The organism is Microbispora sp. ATCC PTA-5024, from assembly GCF_000511135.2.
Lineage (GTDB): Bacteria > Actinomycetota > Actinomycetes > Streptosporangiales > Streptosporangiaceae > Microbispora > Microbispora corallina.
Window position 1 is genome coordinate 506945 of record NZ_KI866527.1, and the last position, 22168, is coordinate 529112.

The window sequence follows — 22168 nt, forward strand, 5'->3', positions numbered from 1 at the left end:
TCACCCACGCCGCGAGCGGACCGCACCGGCTCGATGGGGAATGCTGGAAGGACTGTCGGCTCCTATGGCGAATATTTGGACGAGCGTTATCCATGCCGTGGCGGCGCCCGGGCGGGCGACCCGCCGTCTGACGCACGCGCATGGAGCGGGTCGCACCGGGCTCGGCCGGCTGATCGAGCTGACGGCCGCACACTCGGCCGGTGACGCGCTCATCACGGTCGCGCTCGCCGGGGCGCTGCTGTTCCGCCTTCCGGTGGGGCAGGCGCGCGGCCAGGTGGCCCTCTACCTGTTGATCACCATGGTGCCGTTCGCCGTGGTGGCGCCGTTCGTGGGGCCGGTGCTCGACCACCTGCGCTCGGGCCGCCGCTACATCATGGCCGGAACGCTGCTGGCCCGGGGGCTGCTGTGCTGGGGGATGGCCGGGGCCGTGCACTCCTCGGACGCCGTCACGCTGTTCCCGTCCGCCCTGGCCGTGCTCGTGCTGTCGAAGGCCTACAACGTCTCCCGCGCGGCGATCATGCCGAGCGTGCTGCCGGCCGACATCCCGCTGGTCACGGCCAACTCCCGGGTCGCGCTGTTCGCCCTGGTCGCCGCCGGGGCCGGGGCGGGCGCCTCCTCCGGGCTCACCGCTCTGATCGGCCCTGACTGGGTGCTGCGCCTCACCATGCCGCTGTTCCTCCTCGCCGGGGTCTTCGCCGTACGGCTGCCGCGGCACGTGGACGCGCCCGATCTGGAGGCCGCGGACGAGGACGAGGAGCCGGCGTCCCGGTGGCGCACCATGGTCACGATGGGCCGGGTGGTGACCGAGGCGATGACCGCCAACGCCGCCGTACGCGTCCAGAGCGGCTTCCTCGTGTTCTTCCTGCTGTTCCTCGTCCAGGACGGCCACCTGCGGGGCATGGACCAGAAGCTGTCGCTGGGGCTGCTGGCGGCCGCGGCCGGCGTGGGCGGCCTCGGGGGCGCCGCCGTCGGCTCCTGGACCCGCTCGCGCTCGCCCCACCTGACGGTCCTGGCGACGCTCGCCGTGGCGACGGTGACCACGATCGCCGCCGCGTTCCTGTTCGACATCTGGACGGCCGCGGTCGTGTCCCTCGTCGGCGCGTTCGCCCAGGGGCTCGGCAAGCTCGCGCTCGACGCGATCGTGCAGCGCGAGATCGGCGAGGAGGTCCGCTCGTCCACGTTCGGGGTCGTGGAGACCCTCCTGCAGATCGCCTGGGTGCTCGGCGGCCTGCTCGGCCTCGTCATGTCCCTGTACGTCGGCGGCCCGGCCGCGTTCGCCGTGGTGTCGGCCGGGCTCGCGGTCTCCTTCGGCTGGCTGCTCGCCCTGCGCCGCCGCCGGCTGGAGGCGGCGCCCTCCTGAGGGCGTCCCGCCGGGGCCCGGGCGGCGTCAGCCGTCGAGGTCGTCGGCGACGGCCCGGAGCACGGTGGCGATCTTCTTGGCGTGCGCCACGTCCGGGTGCTTGCCCTTCTGGTACGAGGTGGAGATGTCGTCCAGCAGCTTGATCAGATCCTCGACGATGACGACCATCTCGTCCGGCTTCTTCCGCTTGGCCTTGGGCCTGGCCGCCTTGGCCAGCGTGGGCGGCTGCTCGAGGATCCGGACCGACAGGGCCTGCTGACCGCGGCGTCCCTCGGCCACACCGAACTCGACCTTCTGCCCGGGCTTGAGCGCCTCCGCGCCCTTCGGCAGCGCCGAGGAATGCACGAACACCTCACCGCCGTCGTCGCGGGTGAGGAAGCCGAAACCCTTGTCGGCGTCGTACCACTTGACCTTGCCACTCGGCACAGGGGTGACCTCGTTCAGACTGTCGTGAAGGTGATGGATGTAGGTTATGCCCACAGAGGGGCCCCGTGGACCCATCCGTAGGGAGTAAGCCCCTTCGCATACGGCGATCCATTCGCCCGCCCGCCGTCGACATCTCCGCCGCGCTCCGGGTGGCCGGGGCGAACCGGGCCATACGATGGAAACGATGATGGGCACGGAGTTCAGCGAGTGGCTGCGCGGCCGCTCTGACGAGCGACTGCGGGCGCTCGTGGCGGCGCGGCCCGAGCTCGTCACGCCCGTCCCCGCCCACATCGAGGGGCTCGCGGCCCGCGCGGGCAGCCCGTCGGCCGTCGGCCGCGCCCTCGACCGGCTTGACCGGTTCACCCTTGCCGTGCTGGAGACGCTGGCGCTGCAGCCGGGCCCGGCCACCCGCGAGGCGCTGCGGTCGCCGCTGGCCCGGGCCTGCGCGGACGCGCCCGGCGCGGAGGCGCTCGACGCCGCCCTCGACGAGGCCCTCGACCGGCTCCGCACCCGCGGCCTCGTGTACGACCACCCGGACGAGCGCGGCGACGACGCCCTGCTGCCCGCGCCCGGGGTCGCCGAGGCCCTCGAACCTCCAGCCGCGCTCGGGCCCCCGGCGGCCGAGGTGTTCCGCCACCACCCGCCCGAGCACCTGGAAGCGATCCTCGCCGACGTCCACGCCGACGGCTCCGGCCCGGCCGGCGACCGCGCCCCCCGCGAGCGGCTGGCCGCGCTGCTGGCCGACCACGACGCCGTGGGCCGCCTGGTGGGCGAGGTGTCGCCGCAGGCGCGGGCGGCGCTGGAGGAGCTGGCCTGGGGGCCGCCGAGCGGCCGCCTGCCGAACGCCCGCAGGGAGGTCCCCGCCGCGGCCGCCCAGTCGCCGGTCGAGCAGCTCCTCGCCCGGGCGCTGCTGGGCGCCACCGGCGAGGAGACGGTCGCCCTCCCCCGCGAGGTCGGCCTGTTCCTGCGCGGCGGCCGTGTCCACCGCGACCTGTCCCCCCGCCCGCCCGATCTCGAGGGCCCCGTCCGCGACCAGGACCGGGCCGACCGCACCGCGGCCGGGCAGGCGTTCGCGTTCGTCCGCACCGTCGAGGAGCTGTGCGAGCTGTGGAGCGTCGACCCGCCGGGCGTGCTGCGCGCCGGCGGCCTCGCCGTACGGGACCTCAAGCGGACGGCGCAGCTGCTCGACCTGCCCGAGTGGGCGGCGGGGCTGGTCGCCGAGGTGTGCCTGGCGGCCGGGCTGGTCGCGGCGGGCGACGGGGAGTGGCTGCCGACCGGCGGGTACGACGGCTGGCGGGTCAAGGCCGCCGAGGACCGCTGGGCCCTGCTCGCCTCCGCCTGGGCCGGGATGGACCGCGTGCCCGGCCTGATCGGGGGGCGCGACGAGCGCGACCGCCCGCTGAACGCCCTCCACCCCGACCTTCGCAGGCCGGGCGCCGCCCAGGTCAGGACCAGGACGATGGCCGTGCTCGCCGCGGCGGGCCCCGGGGTGGCGCCGACGCCGGAGTCCGTGCTTGCCCGGCTCGCCTGGGAGCAGCCCCGGCGGCGGGCCGCGATGCGCGACCGGCTCGCCGAGTTCGCGCTGCGGGAGGCCGAGCACATCGGCGTCACCGGTCTCGGCGTGCTCGCCGGCCATGGCAGGGCCGTGATCGGCGCCGGGACCGCCGCCGCTGACGCCTCCGGACACGCCGCCGGTGTCGCCGCCGCGCTGCTGGCGCCGCTGCTGCCCGAGCCCGTCGACCACGTGCTGCTCCAGGCCGACCTCACGGCCGTCGCGCCGGGCCCGCTCACCGGCGACCTCGGCCGCTGGCTGGCCCTCGCCGCCGACGTCGAGTCGAAGGGCGGGGCGACCGTCTACCGGTTCGGCGAGCAGTCGATCCGGCGCGCGCTCGACGCCGGGCAGTCGGCCGACGAGGTGCTCGCCATGCTGGAGAAGCACTCGGCCACCCCGGTCCCCCAGCCGCTGAGCTACCTGGTGACCGACGTGGCCCGCCGGCACGGCCGCATCCGCGTCGGCACGGCCTCGGCGTACGTGCGCTGCGACGACCCGGCGCTGCTCGACGAGGTGCTCGCGGACAAGCGGGCCGGGCTGCTGCGGCTGCGGCGGCTCGCGCCCACCGTCCTGGCGTCGAAGACGTCCCGCGCGGCCCTCGTCGACTCGCTGCGCGCGATGGGCTACGCCCCGGTCGCCGAGTCGCTGGAGGGGGACGTCGTCGTCGCGCGGGCCGACGCCCGGCGAACCGAGGGCCAGATCCTCCCTCGGGCGCACAATGTGAGCGGTCCCGACCCGGAGGTCGTGGCCGCCGCCGTACGGGCGATCAGGGCGGGCGACGAGGCCCACCGGACCCGCCGCCGGCCGTCGGACGCCCCGGACGGGCAGGTCCCCCGCTCCCCGGCGACCGCCACCATCCAGGCCCTGCAGGAGGCGATCCGCGAGGGGGCGCGGGTCTGGATCGGCTATCTCGACTCCCAGGGCCACGCCACCAGCCGCATCCTCGAACCGGCCCGGATGGAGGGCGGCTACCTTACGGCGTACGACGAGACCCGGGCCACCGTCCACCGCTTCGCGCTGCACCGCATCACCGGCGTCGCGCAGTACACCGGCTGACCCGGCTCGGTGAAACGGGGACTGATTCGGCTCGATCTCTTGTTTGATTAGCGATAGCCGTACGAGGGAGTGGGCATTGAATGACGGGCCGCTGATCGTTCAGTCGGACAAGACGCTGCTGCTGGAGGTCGACCACGAGAAGGCCGGCGCGTGCCGCAAGGCCATCGCGCCCTTCGCCGAGCTCGAGCGCGCCCCGGAGCACGTCCACACCTACCGGGTCACCCCGCTCGCGCTGTGGAACGCCCGCGCGGCCGGGCACGACGCCGAGCAGGTCATCGACGCGCTGATCGGCTTCAGCCGCTATCCGGTGCCGCACGCGCTGCTGGTGGACATCGCCGAGACGATGTCCCGCTACGGGCGGCTGCGGCTGGAGAAGCACCCCATCCAGGGGCTGATCCTCACCACCACCGACCGCGCGGTGCTGGAGGAGGTGCTGCGCTCCAAGAAGGTGCAGCCGCTGCTCGGCGAGCGCTTCTCCGCCGACGCCGTCGCCGTCCACCCCTCCGAGCGCGGCAACATCAAGCAGACGCTGCTCAAGCTGGGCTGGCCCGCCGAGGACCTCGCGGGCTACGTCGACGGCGAGCACCACCCGATCGAGCTGCGCGAGGACGGCTGGGCCCTGCGGCCGTACCAGAAGGACGCGGCCGACGCGTTCTGGCACGGCGGGTCGGGCGTGGTCGTGCTGCCCTGCGGGGCGGGCAAGACGATCGTCGGGGCGGCGGCCATGGCGCACGCCCAGGCCACCACGCTCATCCTGGTGACCAACACGGTCTCGGCCCATCAGTGGAAGCAGGAGCTGCTCCGCCGCACGTCCCTGACCGAGGACGAGATCGGCGAGTACACGGGCACCAAGAAGGAGATCCGGCCGGTCACCATCGCCACCTACCAGGTGATGACGACCCGGCGGCAGGGCGTCTACCGCCACCTGGAGCTGTTCGACGCCCGCGACTGGGGGCTCGTCGTCTACGACGAGGTCCACCTGCTGCCCGCGCCGATCTTCCGCATGACGGCCGACCTGCAGGCGCGCCGCCGCGTCGGCCTCACCGCGACGCTGGTCCGCGAGGACGGCCGCGAGGGCGACGTGTTCTCCCTCATCGGCCCCAAGCGGTACGACGCGCCGTGGAAGGAGATGGAGAACCAGGGCTGGATCGCCCCCGCCGACTGTGTTGAGGTCCGGGTCACGCTCAGCGAGGACGAGCGGCTCGCCTACGCCATGGCCGAGCCCGACGAGCGCTACCGGTTCTGCTCCACCACGCCGTCGAAGGTCCGCGTCGCCGAGGCCCTCGTACGGCGGCACGCCGGCGAGCAGGTGCTGGTCATCGGCCAGTACATCGACCAGCTCGACGAGATCGGCGAGCATCTGAACGCGCCGGTGATCAAGGGCGAGACCCGGGTGCGCGAGCGGGAACGGCTGTTCCAGGCGTTCCGCGACCGGGAGATCCAGGTCCTCGTGGTGTCGAAGGTGGCCAACTTCTCCATCGACCTCCCCGAGGCCGCCGTGGCCATCCAGGTGTCGGGCACCTTCGGGTCACGGCAGGAGGAGGCGCAGCGGCTCGGCCGCGTGCTGCGGCCGAAGGCCGACGGCGGCGGCGCGCGGTTCTACTCCCTGGTCAGCCGCGACACGGTCGACCAGGAGTTCGCCGCGCACCGGCAGCGGTTCCTGGCGGAGCAGGGGTACGCCTACCACATCATCGACGCCGACGACGTCGGCGAGGAGAACCCGGCGAGATGAGCCTCGCCGGGCGGTCCTGTACAGGTCCTGGCCATGGACGTGTCCTGTGGACACTCCCCTAGACCCAGGAGATGCCGTTGGGCCGGTTCACCCGCACCACCCCCTCGGAGCATTACCCCCGCATCACAGAGCCGTGATGGCGGCTATACCCCAATGTCCCGAAATTTCACCAAATTTGCCCATCTTATTGGGCATGGATCATCCACGTGGAGCCGTACGACCTACTGGGCGACGACGCCGCCGACGAACAGGACGCCCACCGCGGCCAGCCATAACAGCACGGCCGTGCCGAACAGGGACTCCCTCCGGGCCAGCCAGGCGGTCGCCGTCACGGCCACGGCGGCCAGCGCGACCAGCCCCGACACCATGATCACCATGGTCAGGCGGTCGGCGCACTCCCACGAGGAGGGCGCACCCGGGCAGAACGCCTCCTGGCCCCACCCGTCGAACACCGACATGCCCCACAGGGCGGCCAGCAGAAGACAGGCCACGGCCGGGATCACGGGCGGAACCCAGGTGCGCGTCACCCGGGTACAGATACCCGCGCCGCCGGACGGCGACACGCACGGAAAATCCGTTTCGGCATCCGGTGGCCGTCGCTAAGCTCTTGTCTTTCCCGCTGCCCTCCGGAGGAGTTTCCGCATGCCTGGACATGTGCTCGACGCCGAGCGCGCCCACCTCGCGGCCTCCCGCGCCGCGCTGAAAGCCATGCGCGAGCACGCCCGCTCGCTGTCCGCGGACGCCGCCGGCGACTGGGTCTCCCAGCAGATCCTCCAGTCCCTGCTCGACCAGCGGGTCGCCGCCCTGGCCGACCACCCCGACACCCCGCTGTTCTTCGGCCGGCTCGACCGCTCGGCCGCCGACGACCTGCCCGACACGATCTACGTCGGCCGCCGCCACGTGCACGACGAGAGCAGCCGGCCGCTCGTCATCGACTGGCGGGCGCCCGTCTCCCGCGCGTTCTACCAGGCCGGCCCGGCCGACCCCATGGGCGTGGCGCTGCGCCGCCGGTTCGGCTACAAGGGCGGCGAGCTCACGGCGTACGAGGACGAGCCGCTCGACGGGCGGCGGCTCGGGCCGAGCCGGCTGCTCACCGAGGAGATCGAACGGCCGCGCACCGGGCCGATGCGCGACATCGTCGCGACCATCCAGCCCGACCAGGACGAGATCGTCCGGGCCGACCTCGGCGTCACGGTCTGCGTGCAGGGCGCCCCCGGCACCGGGAAGACGGCCGTCGGCCTCCACCGCGCCGCCTACCTGCTGTTCACCCACCGGGAGAGGCTCTCCCGGGCCGGTGTGATGATCGTCGGGCCCAACCGGGCCTTCCTCGCCTACATCTCCTCGGTTCTGCCCGCGCTCGGCGAGGTCAGGGTCGACCAGACGACGGTCACCGGCATCCTCGGCGAGCACGCCCACCCCGAGGACCCGGCGGTGGCGGCGGTCAAGGGCGACGCCCGGATGGCCGAGGTGGTCAGGCGCGCCCTGTGGCTCCACGTGACCAAGCCCGAGGAGGGCGTGCTGTTCACCAAGGGCATCAACCGCTACCGGGTGGCCGACCACGAGGTCCGCGAGATCGTCGCCGGGCTGCGGGGCACGACCAGGTACGGCCCGGGGCGCGCCACCCTGGCCCAGCGCCTCGCCCACGCCGTGCTCGTCCAGATGGAGCGGCGCGGCGAGTCGCCCGACGACCGCGTGCAGGACGCGGTGGCCCGGTCGAAGCCGGTGAAGGCCCTCCTCGACGCGGTCTGGCCGAGGCTCACGCCCGAGCAGGTCCTGTTCCGCCTGCTGTCGGACGCCGGCTTCCTCGCCCGGGCCGCCCGCTCGGACCTGTCGGCCGAGGAGCAGGAGCTGATCCTGTGGCGCAAGCCGTACAAATCGCACCGCACGGCGAAGTGGACGGCCGCGGACGCCGCCCTGCTCGACGAGATCGCCGACCTCATCGAGCGCACGCCCTCCCACGGGCACCTGGTCGTCGACGAGGCCCAGGACCTGTCGGCCATGCAGTTGCGGGCGCTCGGCCGCCGCTGCCGCAACGGCTCGGCCACCGTGCTGGGGGACCTGGCCCAGGGCACCACGCCTTGGTCGGCCCGCTCGTGGAAGACCGTGCTCGACCACCTCGGCCAGCCGTCCGGCGAGGTGACCGAGCTGACGCTGGGCTTCCGCGTGCCACGGGAGGTCCTCGACTTCGCGGCGCGACTGCTCCCCTCGGTCGCGCCCGACCTCGCCGCCCCGCGGTCGCTGCGTCCCGGCGCCGGGTCCCTGTCCGTACGGCCGGTCCCGGACGCCGTCGCCGCCGTCCCCGAGGCCGTACGGCAGGCTATCGGGCGCGAGGGGTCGATCGGCGTCATCGTGGCGGACGCGGCGGTGCCGGCCGTCTCGGCGGCGCTGGAGGGCGTCCCGCACACGGTCCTCGGCCCCGACTCGACCGGTGAGGACCGGGTGCTCGTCGTGCCCGCCACGCTCGCCAAGGGCCTGGAGTACGACCACGTGATCGTCGCCGAGCCCGCCGACATCGTCGCCGCCGAGGACCGCGGGCCGGCCCGCCTCTACGTGGTCCTCACCCGGGCCGTCACCTCGCTCACCGTCCTCCACGCCCGCGACCTGCCCGCGGAGCTGGCCGTTCCCTGACGGACGCCACCGGACGCGTCGCGCCGTCCCTGCTCGCCCGCATCGCCGTGCGCGGCGGCAGCCTGTGAGGCGGGTACCCGAGCGGGAATAGTCGCGTTGCGGACGAAACACCACAAGGGCCACTATGTGGTCACGTGACCCCCGACGCCTCTCCTCCCCCACCGGGGCCGTACGGCGCTCCCCACCCGGGAGCCGGCCCCTACGGCGATCCGTCCGCGCCGCCCAACCCCTACGCCGCGCCGCCGGCAGGGCCGTACGCCGGACCGCCCGCCGATCCCTACGGCGCGCCGACCGCGGGGCCGTACGCCGGCGCCTATCCCGGACCTCCGGCAGGCCCCTACGGCACCCCGCCCGCCGGGCCGTACGCGGCGCCGCCCGCCGGGCCGTACGGCACGCCGCCCGCGGGACCCTACGCCGGGCCGCCCGCCGATCCCTACGGCGCGCCGTACGGCATGCCCTATCCGCCGTACGGACAGGTCCCGCCGCGACCCCGGATGAACGGGTTCGCCGTCACGTCGCTCGTGTTCGGGATCATCGGCGGCGTCCTGCTGTCGGTCGTCTTCGGCGTGATCGCGCTCAGGCAGATCCGCAGGCGCGGGGAGCGCGGTCGAGGCCTCGCCGTCGCGGGCCTGGTCCTGTCGGGCGTCTGGGTGGCGCTGATCGTCGCGGTCGCCCTGGTCGCGGTGCTCACGTCGGCCCAGCTGGACGCGAACGGCACGATCACCGGCGGAGGCTCCGTCGCCAGCACCGCCCTGCGCCCCGGCGACTGCGTGAACGGCGTGGCCGACGGCGTCGTGGTCACCAGCGTGACCGGGGTGCCGTGCACCCAGGCCCACGACGCCGAGGTGATCACCCAGTTCGACCTCCCGGTGAAGGCGTGGCCCGGCAGGGAGGCCGCGGGCAACCAGGCGTCCGAGCAGTGCGAGAAGCGCCTCAACCGCATGCTCGCCGACAGCCCGATGCTCGACCGGCTGAGGAGCTTCGTGCTCTACCCGCCGAGCCAGTCGGCCTGGGCCCGCAGCCGTTCGGTCACCTGCATGGTGGTCGAGGGCCACGGCGGCAAGCTCAACGGCCCCGTCCCCCGGTAGCGCTCACCCAGGAACGGAGAAGGGGCCGCCCCGGACGACCGGAGCGACCCCTTCCACCTGTTCGCCTGTGCGCCTCGCGGCGCGGAGGGCCTACGGCGCGCGGACTAGAAGTCCATGTCGCCGCCGCCGGGCATGGCGGGGGCCTTCTCCTTCTCGGGCTTCTCGGCGATGACGGCCTCGGTGGTGAGGAACAGCGCCGCGATGGACGCCGCGTTCTGCAGCGCCGAGCGGGTCACCTTGGCCGGGTCGATGATGCCCGACTCGAACATGTTGACGTACTCGCCGGTGGCGGCGTTGAGGCCTTCGCCCGCGGGCAGGTTGCGGACCTTCTCCACCACGACGCCGCCCTCGAGGCCGGCGTTGACGGCGATCTGCTTCAGCGGCTCCTCGAGCGCCTTGCGGACGATCGCCGCACCGGTCGCCTCGTCGCCGTTCACCTCGAGCTTGTCGAACGCGTTGGCGCCCGCCTGCAGCAGGGCCACGCCACCGCCGGGGACGATGCCCTCCTCGACCGCGGCCTTCGCGTTGCGGACGGCGTCCTCGATGCGGTGCTTGCGCTCCTTCAGCTCGACCTCGGTCGCCGCGCCGGCCTTGATGACGGCGACGCCGCCGGCCAGCTTGGCGAGGCGCTCCTGGAGCTTCTCGCGGTCGTAGTCGGAGTCGGTGCGCTCGATCTCGGCGCGGATCTCGTTCACGCGACCGGCGATCTGCTCGGCGTCACCGGCGCCGTCGACGATCGTGGTCTCGTCCTTGGTGATGACGACCTTGCGGGCGCGGCCGAGCAGGTCGAGGGTGGCGTTCTCGAGCTTGAGACCGACCTCCTCGGAGATGACCTGGCCACCGGTCAGGGTGGCGATGTCGCCCAGCATGGCCTTGCGGCGGTCGCCGAAGCCGGGGGCCTTGACGGCCACGGACTTGAACAGGCCGCGGATCTTGTTGACGACCAGGGTGGCCAGGGCCTCGCCCTCGACGTCCTCCGCGATGATGACCAGCGGCTTGCCGGACTGCACGACCTTGTCGAGCAGCGGCAGCAGGTCCTTGTTCGCGGAGACCTTCGAGTTGACGATGAGGATGTAGGGGTCCTCGAAGACCGCCTCCATGCGCTCGGGGTCGGTGACGAAGTAGCCCGAGACGTAGCCCTTGTCGAAGCGCATGCCCTCGGTGAGCTCAAGCTCCAGGCCGAAGGTGTTGCTCTCCTCGACGGTGATGACGCCTTCCTTGCCGACCTTGTCCATCGCCTCGGCGATGAGCGAGCCGATCTCGGTGTCGGCGGCGGAGATGGAGGCGGTGGAGGCGATCTGCTCCTTGGTCTCCACGTCCTTGGCGAGCTTGGAGAGCTCCTCGCTGACGCGCTCGACGGCGGCCTCGATGCCCTTCTTCAGGGCCATCGGGTTGGCGCCGGCGGCCACGTTGCGCAGACCCTCCCGCACCAGCGCCTGGGCGAGCACGGTGGCCGTGGTGGTGCCGTCACCGGCGACGTCGTCGGTCTTCTTCGCGACCTCCTTGACCAGCTCGGCCCCGATCTTCTCCCACGGGTCCTCGAGCTCGATCTCCTTCGCGATGGAGACACCGTCGTTGGTGATCGTGGGGGCGCCCCACTTCTTCTCCAGCACGACGTTGCGGCCCTTGGGGCCGAGGGTCACCTTGACGGCGTCGGCGAGCTGGTTCATACCGCGCTCGAGACCGCGCCGGGCGTCCTCGTCAAACGCGATCATCTTGGCTGCCATAAGGCTAGACCTCCCAGTAGCAGGGTGGCTTGCAGCGGACCGAGCCGACGCCCGCGACGGCATGGGCCCGCTCCTGCGCGGACCCCATCGCCCCGATCCCGGTTGTTGTCACTCTCGACCTCAGAGTGCCAAACATGTATTTAGCACTCTACCCCTGCGAGTGCAAGCGGAAGCCCTGCTGACCAGCTTGGACGGGTACGTCCGCCACCTCGGGAAACACGCCGAAGGCCCGGCCCGCACGGGCGGGCCAGGCCTTCTGTGTAGTCCTCGACGGGATCAGACGGCCCGGACCGCCTCCGCCTGCGGGCCCTTCTGACCCTGCGTGATGTCGAACTCAACCCGCTGGCCCTGCTCGAGGGCCTTGTAGCCGTCCATCATGATTGCCGAGTAATGGACGAACACATCCTTCCCACCGTCTACCGCGATGAAGCCGTAGCCCTTGTCCGCGTTAAACCATTTGACGGTGCCCTGCGCCACTTTCCGACTCCTCTTGCTGGGCTGGGGACCACACACAAGAAGCCCCCGGTTTCGTCGATCGTCTTCGACCATACCCGTGTCAAGGCGTAGGACAACAGAGTCAATCCGCAAACTACTACGCGGCGTTCGCTCATAGCAGGATCGGAGAATATTAACTTTACTGCTCGATAGTTGAGAATTGCACCATTTCGCTTAGGGCCGTTTGACTTCTACAACGATAGAAGCGCATGTCAGGTGCTCACCGGGCACCTCCAGGCTCACCCGCCGGCGACAGCGGGGATGATGGAGATGTGCACTCCGTCAGGTGTGGGGGTGTCCAGGCCCTCGGCGAATCGGACATCCTCTTCACCGACATAGACGTTGACAAAACGCCGGATCTTGCCCGTCTCGTCGAGGATGCGCCCGCCGATGCCCGGATAGTCCGCGTCGAGCTTCTGCAGGACCTCCCGGAGCGTTCCACCGTCCCCGGATACCTCCGCGGCTCCGTTGGTGTACGTACGCAGAATCGTCGGAATCCGTACGGAAACGCTCATTTTTGGCTCGCTTTCTAGCTTCGGGTGGGTCTGAGGAAACGTATTCAGTTGGCGAAAGCCGCACGGAATGCCGCGAGCGAGGGCCGGATGACGGCCGACGGGCGGGCGTGCTCGGCGACCGCGTCGAGCGTCTTGAGCCCGTCGCCGGTGTTGAGGACCACGGTCTCGGCCTCGGGGTCGAGGCGGCCCTCGCGGACGAGCTTCGCCAGCACGCCGACGGTCACGCCGCCCGCGGTCTCGGCGAAGATCCCCTCGGTCCTGGCCAGCAGGCGGATCGCGTCGACCACCTCGCGGTCGGTCACGTCCTCGACGGCGCCGCCCGTCCGCCGGGCGATGTCCAGCACGTACGGCCCGTCGGCCGGGTTGCCGATGGCGAGGGACTTGGCGATGGTGTCCGGCTTGACCGGCTGGACGACGTCCTGCCCGGCCTTGTACGCCTGGGAGACCGGCGAGCACCCCTCGGCCTGCGCGCCGAAGATCTTGTACGGCCGGTCCTCGACCAGCCCGAGCCTGATCAGCTCGCGGAAGCCCTTGTCGACCTTGGTGAGCTGGGAGCCGGACGCCACCGGGATGACGATCTGCTCGGGCAGCCGCCAGCCGAGCTGTTCGGCGATCTCGTACGCCAGCGTCTTGGAGCCCTCGGCGTAGTAGGGCCGGAGGTTGACGTTGACGAAGCCCCACTTCTCGCCCAGCTCGTCGCCGATCAGCTCGGAGCAGAAGCGGTTCACCTCGTCGTAGGTGCCCTCGATGCCGACGAGCCGGCCGCCGTACACCGAGGCCATGGTGATCTTGGCCTCTTCGAGGTCGGAGGGGATGAACACGCAGGAGTCGAGCCCGGCGCGGGCGGCGGCGGCCCCCACGGCGCCCGCGAGGTTGCCGGTGGACGAGCACGACAGCGTGTGGAAGCCGAACGTGCGGGCTGCCTCCAGCGCGATCGCGACCACCCGGTCCTTGAAGGAGTGGGTGGGGTTGCCGGAGTCGTCCTTGACGTGCAGCGACCGCAGGCCGAGCTCGGCGGCCAGGCGGTCGGCCCTGACGAGCTTGGTCCAGCCGGGCTGCAGGTTGGGCTTGGCCGCGACGTCCGGCGGGACGGGGAGCAGCGAACGGTAGCGCCAGATGTTCGTGGGGCCGGACTCGATGTCCTCCCGGCGGACCTCGCCGAAGTCGTAGGCCACTTCGAGAGGGCCGAAACACTCGGCACAGGCGAAGATCGGGCCGAGGTCGTAGATCGCGCCGCACTCGCGGCAGGACAGACCGGTGGCGGGGCCGAAGTCGGAAGCGTTCGTGTGCGCCATGAAGCGAGGCCTTTCCCTCATCTTCGCTCGGTGACCACCCTGGTCACGAGCCGGAATTGGCACCTGTCCCGGCCGGCCTCGTGAGGCACGAGTTCGGTCACCGGGAGGGTTGCCGGGGCTTCGCAGGGCCGGTCCCTCCACCCCTCTGGATGAGCAATATTCAGTTGTCGACCCGCGAAGGGTCCCTAGCACTGTACCCCGCCGTCCCCGGTGTCCGTTCCAACGTCTCAAATGGCGAGACGTTCCGTATCACCCAGAGACACCGCGGAAGTCAGCCGTACGCTTCGCCGAGCGCGGTCTGGACGTACTTGCGCGCCTGGTGGATACGGGACTTGACCGTCCCGAGGGGGATGCCGAGCTGGTCGGCGACCTCGTTGTAGTCGAGCTGGCAGATGTCCCGCAGCACGAGCGCCTGGGCCAGGTCGGGTCGCGCGGCCTCCAGCGCCTCCATGGCGTCCAGCAGGTCGAGCCGCGAGCCGGCGATGACGCTGACCCTGCGCGGGTCGGGACGCTGGTCGGGCAGCTCCTCCGCCTGCTCCGACGCCCGCCGCTTGAGGCTGCGATAGGTGGTCCGCGCGCAGTTCACGGTCACGATGTGCAGCCACGTGCTGAACTTGGCCCGGCCCTCGAACCTGCCGATGTTGCGCGCCACGGCCAGCAGCGTGTCCTGTGACGCCTCCTCGGCGTCCTGCCGGTACGGTAGAAGACGCTCGCAGTGCCGCAACACGTCGGGCTCGATGCGGCGCAGCAGCTCGCCCAGCGCCCGGTGGTCACCCTGGGCGGCCGATCGGGCGAGGTCCTCGGTCGTCTCGTCCAGTGCCATGCCGAATCCAGCCCTTCCTCGATCGCTTGACATCCTATTGACGAAGGTCGGCTTTTATTAATCTTCCGGCATGCCCGACCGTTCAGTCCCGGGGGAGCCGAACATGAGCACTACCCTGATCGCCTCCAACAGAGGGCCGGTGTCGTTCACGCTCTCCGACGACGGCGCGCTCACCATGCGGCGAGGCGGGGGCGGACTGGTCTCCGGGCTCTCCGAGGTGGTCAGGGACGGCGACGTCCTGTGGGTCTGCGCGGCCCTGTCCGACGGCGACCGCGGCGCGGTGCGGCTCGCGCCGGGCGGCCGGCTCGACCAGGCCTTCGACACCGGGCCGGTGCGGATGCTCGACATCCCGCCGGCCGTCTTCCACCGGGCCTACAACGCGGTGGCCAACTCGACGCTCTGGTTCGTCAACCACCTGCTGTACAACACGCCCCTGACGCCGGAGTTCGGCACGCGCTTCCGCCGCGAGTGGGAGTCGTACCGCGACTACAACGGCGCGTTCGCCTTCGCGCTGGCCGAGGAGGCCGGCCACGGGGCCCGCGTCATGGTGCAGGACTACCACCTGACCCTCACCCCGGCCATGCTCCGCGTCGAGCGGCCCGACCTGCGGATCGCCCACTTCAGCCACACGCCGTGGGCGCCCCCGGAGTACTTCTCGCTGCTGCCGGACGACGTCGTGGCGGAGGTCCTCACCGGCATCCTCGGGGCCGACCACGCCGGGTTCCTCACCGCGCGATGGGCCCGCGCGTTCATGGACTGCTGCGAGACCTTCCTCGGCGCCCACGTCGACCACGCCGCCGGGGTCGTCTCGTACGACGACCGCACGACCCAGATCGGCGTGCACCCGCTGGGCGTGAACGGCGAGGCGCTGCGGCGGCGCGCGGCCGAGCCCGACGTGGAGTCGCACATGGCGGCCATCCGCGATCTGGTCGGCGACCGCAAGCTGATCGTCCGGATCGACCGGACCGAGCTGTCCAAGAACATCGTGCGCGGGCTCACCGCCTACCGGGAGTTCCTGGCCCGGCATCCCGAGTGGCACGGCAGGGTGGTCCACCTGGCCTTCGCCTACCCGTCCCGGCACGACCTGCCCGAGTACCGCGAGTACACCGCCGCCGTGCAGCGGTGCGCGAAGGAGATCGAGGACGAGTACGCCACCGAGGACTGGGACCCCCTGATCCTCAACGTGCACGACGACTATCCGCGGTCGCTGGCCGCCTACCGGATGGCCGACGTGCTGCTGGTCAACCCCATCCGCGACGGCATGAACCTCGTCGCCAAGGAGGGCCCGATCCTGTCGCCGCGGTGCGCGCTGGTGCTGTCCCGCGAGGCGGGCGCGGCGGCCGAGCTGGGGGCGGACGCGCTGCTGGTCAACCCGTTCGACGTCACGGGGACGGCGGGCGCCCTGCACGAGGCGCTGACGATGCCCGAGGAGGAGCGGCTCAAGCGCGGGGCCCGGCTGCGGGAGGCGGCCACGGCCCTGCCGCCGCTGCGCTGGTTCGAGGACCAGCTCGCCGCCCTGGGCTGACGAGGGTCCCCCGCCGGGAGTCGTGGGCCCGCGATGCGGCGTGCGTTAGCCTTGCCTGGCTTTGGACCGCAACACGAGGCTCATCAGGGATCGCCCCACCTGGTTGATCTACCTCCAGCTCGCCACGTTCGCCACGTACCTGTACGGCCTGTCGGCCGCGACGCCCCTCCTGCGCGCCGAGCTCGGCGTCTCCCAGGCCGTCGCCGGGCTGCACGGCACCGGGATGGCGCTGAGCGGCGTCGCCGGCGGGCTGGCCCTGCCCACGCTGACCAGGCGCTTCGGGCGCCGGGCCGTCGCCTGGGCCGGGATGGCGGGGATGAACGCCGGCGTGCTCCTCATCGCGTTCGGTCATGCTCTGCCCTTCACGCTCTCCGGCTTCACCCTCGCCGGAGGCAGCGGCTCGGTCGCGCTGTACGCGATCACGGCGGCCCTCAGCGACCACCACGGCCCGGCCGGGGCGGCCGCCATCAGCGAGGCCAACGCCGTCGCCGTGACCGCCGGCATCGCCATCACCTTCGCGTTCAGCGTGCTGGCGCAGTCTCCCGCCGGCTGGCGGTCCGCGCTGTTCGTGCCGGTGGCGGCCACCGCCCTGCTGGCCCTGCTCATGGGCCGGGTCTGGGTGCCGCCGGCGCCTGTCCCGCCGCCGCCCGCCGTCGCCGGCCCCAGGGTCCCGTACGGCTGGCGCTTCCACGTCGTCGGCTTCGTGCTGCTGTGCTGCGTCGCCCTGGAGTTCGCCTTCAACCTGTGGGCAGCTGAGCTTTTCGCCCAGCGGACGGGACTGTCGGCGGGCGCGGCGGCGACCGGGCTGACCGCGATGCTCGCGGGCATGGCCGCGGGCCGGTTCGGCGGCGCGTGGCTGGTCCTGCGGCTCCCGCCGACGTCGATCCTGCTGGGCGCTCTCGGCGTGGCCCTGGCGGGCTGGACGCTTTTCTGGGCCGGGGCCTCCGTCCTAGTCTGCTACGCCGGACTCGCCCTGAGCGGGCTCGGCATCTCGGTCCAGTACCCGATGGGGCTGGCCCGCCTGATCGAGGTGTCGGGCGGCCGCCCCGACCAGGCGTCGGGCGCGGCCTCCATCTGGGCGGGCGCGGGCTCGGGCGGCGGCCCGTTCGTCCTGGGGGCGCTGGGCGACGGCTTCGGCACGCATACGGCGTTCCTGCTCGCCCCCGGCCTGATCGGGCTGGCGGCCGTGGGGATCGTCAGCTCCAGGTCGCGTTCTTCAGGATCCCGCTGAGCCGCGGGTCGTCCCACTGGTCGATGACCAGGATCTTCGACGTCGGCAGGTACCACTCGCGCTGGTTGTAGTGCCCCTTGACCTTGAAGGTCGTCGTGGTCACGCAGGTGCCGGCCCACTTGCGGTAGTACGCCTTGTGCCCCGGGCCGATCTGCCGCAGGCTCTTCGCGGCGAGCGTCATGTGGCCGATGTAGAGCTTCTTGTCGTACGGGCACGGCCCGACGTCGGTGGCGGGGTAGAACGCGCCGTCCGGGGTGTAGGGGTTGAAGAGCTCGTGGCCCACCTTGATGGCCTTCGGGCCCATGACCCAGAAGCTGTGGCATCCGGAGTCGCGGAAGCCGAACATGTCGGTGCCGACCGTGGGGCAGGGGCCGGTGACGACCCGCAGCCAGTCCTTGTCCTGCTCGTACACCTTCCAGGACTTCGGGATCGTGAGCGTGAGGCCCTTGCGCAGGTGCAGCTGCTTGGTGCCGCTCGTGGCGGCGGTGTCGCTCGCGAACGCGGCCGCGGGCGCGGCCAGGACGGCGAGGCCGGCCACGGCGGCCGTGATCGTCTTCTTCATCATGGCTCGAAGGCTAGAAGCCGCCGCTTGCAGAACGCTTGACGGCCGCTGCACCCCTCCGCGCGCCTCTCCGACCCCGGCCCAGGGCCGCTCGGCTTCCCGGGCGTCAGTCCAGGGCGGCGCGGACCTCGCGGAGGAAGGCCACCACCCCGTCCGGGCCGTCCACGACGACGTCCGCCCGCTCCGCGAGCGCCGTCACCTCGGCCGAGCCGCTGCACACCCGGACGCCCGGGATCCCGGCCCGGTCCACCGCGTCGAAGGCCGCGAGGTCGCCCAGGTCGTCGCCGACGAACATCACCGACCGCGCCTCACGCTCGGCGAGGAACGACGACAGCGCCTTGCCCTTGTCCATCCCCGGCGGCCTGAGCTCCAGGACCATCCGGCCCGGCTCGACGGCCAGCCCCGCCTCGGCCGCCAGCGCGGCCACGGGCTCGCGCAGCGCCTCCAGGGCCGCCGCGGGATCGGGGGCGCGCCGGGTGTGGACGGCCACCGCGCGGCCCTTGTCCTCGACGACGACGCCGTCCAGGGAGCGGGCGATCTCCTGCAGCCGGGCGCGGACGAGGTCGAGCCCGGGCGGCGGGGGCGGCGCGCTGATTCGGCCGTCCTCCCAGCGTTCGAGGCCGTAGTGGCCGAGGATCACCAGCCCGGGGACGTCCTCCAGGGACGGGCCTCCCGCGGTGGCGCCCAGCGCGAGGGCCGTGAGCGGCGGGCGCCCGGTGACGATCGCGACGGCGCCCAGGCGGCCGGCCAGGTCGGCGAGCACGCCGGGGGCCTCGGGGTGCACGTGGGCCGCGGCGGGGTCGGGGACGATCGGGGACAGGGTGCCGTCGAAGTCGAGCCCGATCACCGCGCCGGCGGGGTCGGCCAGGATGGCGTCGAGCCCCTCGTGGCGGGGGAGGGTCATGGCCTCAGGGCCTCATCCCGAACCGGCGCGCGGCCCGGTCGCGCTGACGGGTGGCGCGCATCCGGCGCAGCCGCTTGACCAGCATGGGGTCGTGCTCCAGGGCCTCCGGTCGGTCGATGAGCTCCCCGAGTAACTGGTAGTACCGGGTGGCGGAGATCCCGAACGCCTCCCGGATCGCCTGCTCCTTGGCCCCCGCGTAGCGCCACCACTGCCGCTCGAACGCGAGGATCTCGCGATCGCGGTCGGAGAGGACGAGCCCTTCGTCGCCGGCCGGTTCGGTGTCCATTCCGTTCCTCCTCGAGGGCTCGCAAACCCGCCCTCATCGTAGTAGGCGAACCCGGGGTGTTCAGGCCGGATCGGCAGACGTAATGTCACCAGGTGTGACCTGTGTAATCACGCTTCTGACCGACTACGGGCTGGAAGACGGCTTCGTCGCCGCCTGCCACGGTGTGATCGTCGGCATAGCCCCGCAGGCCCGGATCATCGACGTGGGCCACCTGGTCCCCGCCGGGGACGTGCGGCGGGGGGCCGCGATCCTCGCGCAGACCCTGCCGTACCTCCCGGCCGGCGTGCACCTCGCCGTCGTCGACCCGGCGGTGGGCGGCACGCGGCGCGGGGTCGCCGTGGAGGCGGGCGGCCGGATCTTCGTGGGGCCCGACAACGGCGTGCTGTCGTGGGCCGTCCACGCGGCGGGCGGGCCGCAAGCCGCGTACGAGATCACCAACCAGGACCTGTTCCTGGACAACGTCTCGCCCACGTTCCACGGACGGGACGTCTTCGCGCCGGTGGCCGCCCACCTGTCGACCGGGCGGCCGGTCGCCGACGTCGGGCCGCCGCTGCCGCTCGACCGGCTGGTGGCGCTGCCCGCGCCGACCTGCCGGCTCAGGGACGGCACCGCCGAGGGGGAGGTGCTCTCGGTCGACCGCCACGGCAACGTCCAACTGTCGATCACCTGTGGGGACCTCGGCAAGCTGGGCGCCCACGTCGGGGAGAACCTCGCCGTGTGGCTCGGGCGGCGTCAGCTCCTGGTCCCGTACCGGGAGACGTTCAGCGCGGTGCCGCCCGGCGACCTGGTGGCCTTCACCGACTCGGCGGGGCTGGTCGCCCTGGCGATCAACGCCGGGGACGCCGCGGAGCGCCTGGGGCTGCCCCCCGGCGCCCACGTGCGGCTGTCACCCGGACGCTGACCGCGCTCACGGCGAGCGCCGGCGGTCACTGGGCGTTGACGACGTCCTTGGCCTCGGCGAAGTGGCACGCGCTCGGGTGGTCGCTCCCCTGGCGGAGCTGCAGCAGGGGCTCCTGCTGGGCGCAGATGTCCTGCGCCTTCCAGCACCGGGTGCGGAAGTGGCAGCCGGACGGCGGGTTCGCCGGCGACGGCGGGTCGCCCTGCAGGATGATCCGCTGCCGCTGCTCGCGTCCCTCCGGGTTGGGCACCGGCACCGCCGACAGCAGCGCCTGCGTGTACGGGTGGGTCGGGCGCTCGTAGATCTCCCTGTCCCGGCCGAGCTCGACGATCTTGCCGAGGTACATCACGGCCACCCGGTCGGAGATGTGGCGGACCACCGACAGGTCGTGGGCGATGAAGATGTACGCCAGGTTGAACTCGTTCTGCAGGCGCTCCAGCAGGTTCATGACCTGGGCCTGGATCGACACGTCGAGGGCCGAGACCGGCTCGTCGCAGATGATGATCTCGGGCTGCAGCGCGAGCCCGCGGGCGATGCCGATGCGCTGCCGCTGGCCGCCGGAGAACTGGTGGGGGTAGCGGTTGATGTGGTCGGGGTTGAGGCCCACGACCTCCAGCAGCTCCTGGACCTTGCGGCGCCGCCCGCCCTTGGGCACGACGTCCGAGTGGATCTCGAACGGCTCGCCCACGATGTCGCCGACCGTCATCCGCGGGTTCAGCGAGGTGTACGGGTCCTGCATGACCATCTGGATGTTGCGGCGCATGCGCTTGAGCTCGCCGCCCTTGGCCTGGGTGATGTCCCTGCCGTTGACCCGCACCGACCCCGAGGTGGGCCGCTCCAGCGCCATCAGCAGCTTGGCCAGGGTCGACTTGCCGCAGCCCGACTCGCCCACGAGGCCCAGCGTCTCACCCCGGTGCAGGTCGAAGGAGACCCCGTCGACGGCCTTGATGGCGCCGATCTGCCGCTTGAAGACGATGCCCTGGGTCAGCGGGAAGTGCTTGACCAGGTCCCGTACTTCGAGGATCGACTCAGCGGGAGCCGTCATCGATGACCTCCCTCCAGTAGTGGCAGGCGCTGCCGCGGGTGCCACTGATCGTGTACAGCGGGGGCACGTCGGTCACGCAGTTGTCCTGGCGGTACGGGCAGCGCGGGTGGAAGGCGCAGCCCGTCGGCATCTCGAGCAGGTTGGGCGGCATGCCCTTGATGGCGTACAGCTCCTGGCCCTTGAGGTCGACCCGCGGGATCGACTCCAGCAGCCCCTTCGAGTAGGGGTGGGCGGGGTTCCGGTACAGGTCGTGCACCGGCGCCTTCTCCACGATACGGCCGCCGTACATCACGGCGATCTCGTCGGCCACGTCGGCGACCACGCCGAGGTCGTGGGTGATCAGGATCAGGCCCATGTTGCTGTCGCGCTGGAGTTCCGCGAGCAGCCCCATGATCTGCGCCTGGACGGTCACGTCGAGCGCGGTCGTGGGCTCGTCGGCGATCAGGACCTCGGGGTCGAGCGCGATCGCCATGGCGATCATGATGCGCTGGCGCATGCCGCCGGAGAACTGGTGGGGGAAGTCGTTGACCCGCTCCTTGGCGGCCGGGATGCGCACCCGGTCCATGAGCTCGACGGCCTTCTTCCTGGCGTCCGACCGGGACGTGCCGCGGTGCATGCGGAACATCTCGGCGATCTGCCAGCCCACCGGGAACACCGGGTTCAGCGCCGACAGCGCGTCCTGGAAGACCATCGAGATGCCCTCGCCGCGGATCTTCCTGCGCTGGTCTTCGGGAAGCTTGAGCAGGTCGACGCCGCGGAAACGGATCTGGCCGCCGGTGATGCGTCCCGGCGGCATGTCGAGGATGCCCATGATGGTCTGGGCGGTCACGCTCTTGCCGGAGCCCGACTCGCCCAGCACGGCCAGCGTCCGCCCCGCGTCCACGCTGTAGGTGACGCCGTTGACGGCCTTGGCGACGCCCGCCCGCGTCCGGAACTCGACGTGGAGGTCCTCCACCTCGAGCAGGGCGCCGCCGGCGGATCCGCTGCCCACGTGTTCGGAAAGCACTTCTGTCACTCGCT

The 22168-nt window shown here is 72.0% G+C and carries 20 protein-coding genes and 1 riboswitch; of the genes, 8 read left to right on the forward strand and 12 right to left on the reverse strand.

What is annotated here, in order from left to right; genetic code table 11:
- The first annotated feature begins 97 nt into the window (after positions 1 to 97).
- Complete coding sequence (locus MPTA5024_RS36815; RefSeq protein ID WP_051459120.1) at positions 98 to 1360, forward strand: MFS transporter; 1263 nt, start codon at positions 98 to 100, stop codon at positions 1358 to 1360.
- Between the two features lie 27 nt (positions 1361 to 1387).
- Here MPTA5024_RS36815 and MPTA5024_RS36820 read toward each other — a convergent pair whose 3' ends face one another.
- Positions 1388 to 1786: a cold-shock protein gene (locus MPTA5024_RS36820; RefSeq protein ID WP_036332740.1), complete on the reverse strand. Its 399-nt coding sequence runs from the start codon at positions 1784 to 1786 to the stop codon at positions 1388 to 1390.
- 184 nt (positions 1787 to 1970) lie between these two features.
- On the opposite strand from MPTA5024_RS36820, the gene MPTA5024_RS36825 reads away from it, so the two are divergent.
- Together MPTA5024_RS36825 and MPTA5024_RS36830 are read left to right on the forward strand one after the other, a co-directional pair.
- Complete coding sequence (locus tag MPTA5024_RS36825) at positions 1971 to 4394, forward strand: helicase-associated domain-containing protein (protein ID WP_332310672.1); 2424 nt, start codon at positions 1971 to 1973, stop codon at positions 4392 to 4394.
- A gap of 76 nt (positions 4395 to 4470) precedes the next feature.
- Positions 4471 to 6126 (forward strand): DNA repair helicase XPB, encoded by a 1656-nt coding sequence (locus MPTA5024_RS36830; protein ID WP_036332744.1) that lies wholly within the window; start codon positions 4471 to 4473, stop codon positions 6124 to 6126.
- Positions 6127 to 6347: 221 nt separating this feature from the next.
- On the opposite strand, the gene MPTA5024_RS36835 is transcribed toward MPTA5024_RS36830, so the two are convergent.
- Positions 6348 to 6653, reverse strand: coding sequence for a hypothetical protein (locus MPTA5024_RS36835; protein ID WP_157099924.1), 306 nt, complete (start codon positions 6651 to 6653; stop codon positions 6348 to 6350).
- Between the two features lie 115 nt (positions 6654 to 6768).
- Between MPTA5024_RS36835 and MPTA5024_RS36840 the strand changes: the two genes are divergently transcribed.
- Both MPTA5024_RS36840 and MPTA5024_RS36845 read left to right on the forward strand, forming a co-directional pair.
- Positions 6769 to 8754, forward strand: coding sequence for a HelD family protein (locus tag MPTA5024_RS36840; protein ID WP_036332748.1), 1986 nt, complete (start codon positions 6769 to 6771; stop codon positions 8752 to 8754).
- A 134-nt stretch (positions 8755 to 8888) separates the two neighbouring features.
- On the forward strand, positions 8889 to 9842 hold the full coding sequence (locus MPTA5024_RS36845; protein WP_051459122.1) for a DUF4190 domain-containing protein: 954 nt from the start codon (positions 8889 to 8891) through the stop codon (positions 9840 to 9842).
- Between the two features lie 104 nt (positions 9843 to 9946).
- On the opposite strand, the gene groL is transcribed toward MPTA5024_RS36845, so the two are convergent.
- The 5 genes from groL to MPTA5024_RS36870 form a co-directional block, all read right to left on the reverse strand.
- Positions 9947 to 11569, reverse strand: coding sequence for a chaperonin GroEL (gene groL, locus MPTA5024_RS36850; protein WP_036332750.1), 1623 nt, complete (start codon positions 11567 to 11569; stop codon positions 9947 to 9949).
- Between the two features lie 276 nt (positions 11570 to 11845).
- Positions 11846 to 12046 carry a cold-shock protein gene (locus MPTA5024_RS36855; protein ID WP_030509192.1) on the reverse strand — a complete coding sequence of 67 codons (201 nt, stop codon included), beginning with the start codon at positions 12044 to 12046 and terminating at the stop codon, positions 11846 to 11848.
- A 257-nt stretch (positions 12047 to 12303) separates the two neighbouring features.
- Entirely contained in the window at positions 12304 to 12579 is a 276-nt protein-coding gene (locus MPTA5024_RS36860) for a MoaD/ThiS family protein (RefSeq protein ID WP_036332754.1), read from the reverse strand.
- Positions 12580 to 12623: 44 nt separating this feature from the next.
- Complete coding sequence (gene thrC / locus MPTA5024_RS36865; RefSeq protein WP_036332756.1) at positions 12624 to 13874, reverse strand: threonine synthase; 1251 nt, start codon at positions 13872 to 13874, stop codon at positions 12624 to 12626.
- A 14-nt stretch (positions 13875 to 13888) separates the two neighbouring features.
- Positions 13889 to 14030: riboswitch (SAM riboswitch) on the reverse strand.
- A 115-nt stretch (positions 14031 to 14145) separates the two neighbouring features.
- The gene (locus MPTA5024_RS36870) at positions 14146 to 14697 is read right to left on the reverse strand and encodes an RNA polymerase sigma factor (protein WP_036332758.1); all 552 of its coding nucleotides are present in this window, start codon (positions 14695 to 14697) and stop codon (positions 14146 to 14148) included.
- A gap of 103 nt (positions 14698 to 14800) precedes the next feature.
- Here MPTA5024_RS36870 and MPTA5024_RS36875 point away from each other — a divergent pair, with 103 nt between their 5' ends.
- Together MPTA5024_RS36875 and MPTA5024_RS36880 are read left to right on the forward strand one after the other, a co-directional pair.
- On the forward strand, positions 14801 to 16222 hold the full coding sequence (locus MPTA5024_RS36875) for an alpha,alpha-trehalose-phosphate synthase (UDP-forming) (protein WP_036332760.1): 1422 nt from the start codon (positions 14801 to 14803) through the stop codon (positions 16220 to 16222).
- A 61-nt stretch (positions 16223 to 16283) separates the two neighbouring features.
- Positions 16284 to 17453 (forward strand): MFS transporter, encoded by a 1170-nt coding sequence (locus MPTA5024_RS36880; RefSeq protein WP_084370289.1) that lies wholly within the window; start codon positions 16284 to 16286, stop codon positions 17451 to 17453.
- On the opposite strand, the gene MPTA5024_RS36885 is transcribed toward MPTA5024_RS36880, so the two are convergent.
- The 3 genes from MPTA5024_RS36885 to MPTA5024_RS36895 form a co-directional block, all read right to left on the reverse strand.
- The gene (locus MPTA5024_RS36885; RefSeq protein ID WP_157099926.1) at positions 17419 to 18018 is read right to left on the reverse strand and encodes a hypothetical protein; all 600 of its coding nucleotides are present in this window, start codon (positions 18016 to 18018) and stop codon (positions 17419 to 17421) included. The two genes, MPTA5024_RS36880 and MPTA5024_RS36885, sit on opposite strands and share 35 nt — an antisense overlap.
- 103 nt (positions 18019 to 18121) lie before the next feature.
- Positions 18122 to 18919: a trehalose-phosphatase gene (gene otsB, locus MPTA5024_RS36890; protein ID WP_036332765.1), complete on the reverse strand. Its 798-nt coding sequence runs from the start codon at positions 18917 to 18919 to the stop codon at positions 18122 to 18124.
- Positions 18920 to 18923: 4 nt separating this feature from the next.
- A complete protein-coding gene (locus MPTA5024_RS36895) occupies positions 18924 to 19205 on the reverse strand; it encodes a DUF3263 domain-containing protein (protein WP_036332767.1) in 282 nt (93 codons plus the stop codon).
- Between the two features lie 94 nt (positions 19206 to 19299).
- Between MPTA5024_RS36895 and MPTA5024_RS36900 the strand changes: the two genes are divergently transcribed.
- Positions 19300 to 20106 (forward strand): SAM hydrolase/SAM-dependent halogenase family protein, encoded by an 807-nt coding sequence (locus MPTA5024_RS36900; protein WP_269750667.1) that lies wholly within the window; start codon positions 19300 to 19302, stop codon positions 20104 to 20106.
- Between the two features lie 25 nt (positions 20107 to 20131).
- On the opposite strand, the gene MPTA5024_RS36905 is transcribed toward MPTA5024_RS36900, so the two are convergent.
- A complete protein-coding gene (locus MPTA5024_RS36905) occupies positions 20132 to 21148 on the reverse strand; it encodes an ABC transporter ATP-binding protein (RefSeq protein ID WP_036332771.1) in 1017 nt (338 codons plus the stop codon).
- A complete protein-coding gene (locus tag MPTA5024_RS36910; protein ID WP_198167616.1) occupies positions 21132 to 22163 on the reverse strand; it encodes an ABC transporter ATP-binding protein in 1032 nt (343 codons plus the stop codon). Before MPTA5024_RS36910 ends, MPTA5024_RS36905 begins: the two co-directional genes overlap by 17 nt.
- Positions 22164 to 22168: the final 5 nt, after the last annotated feature.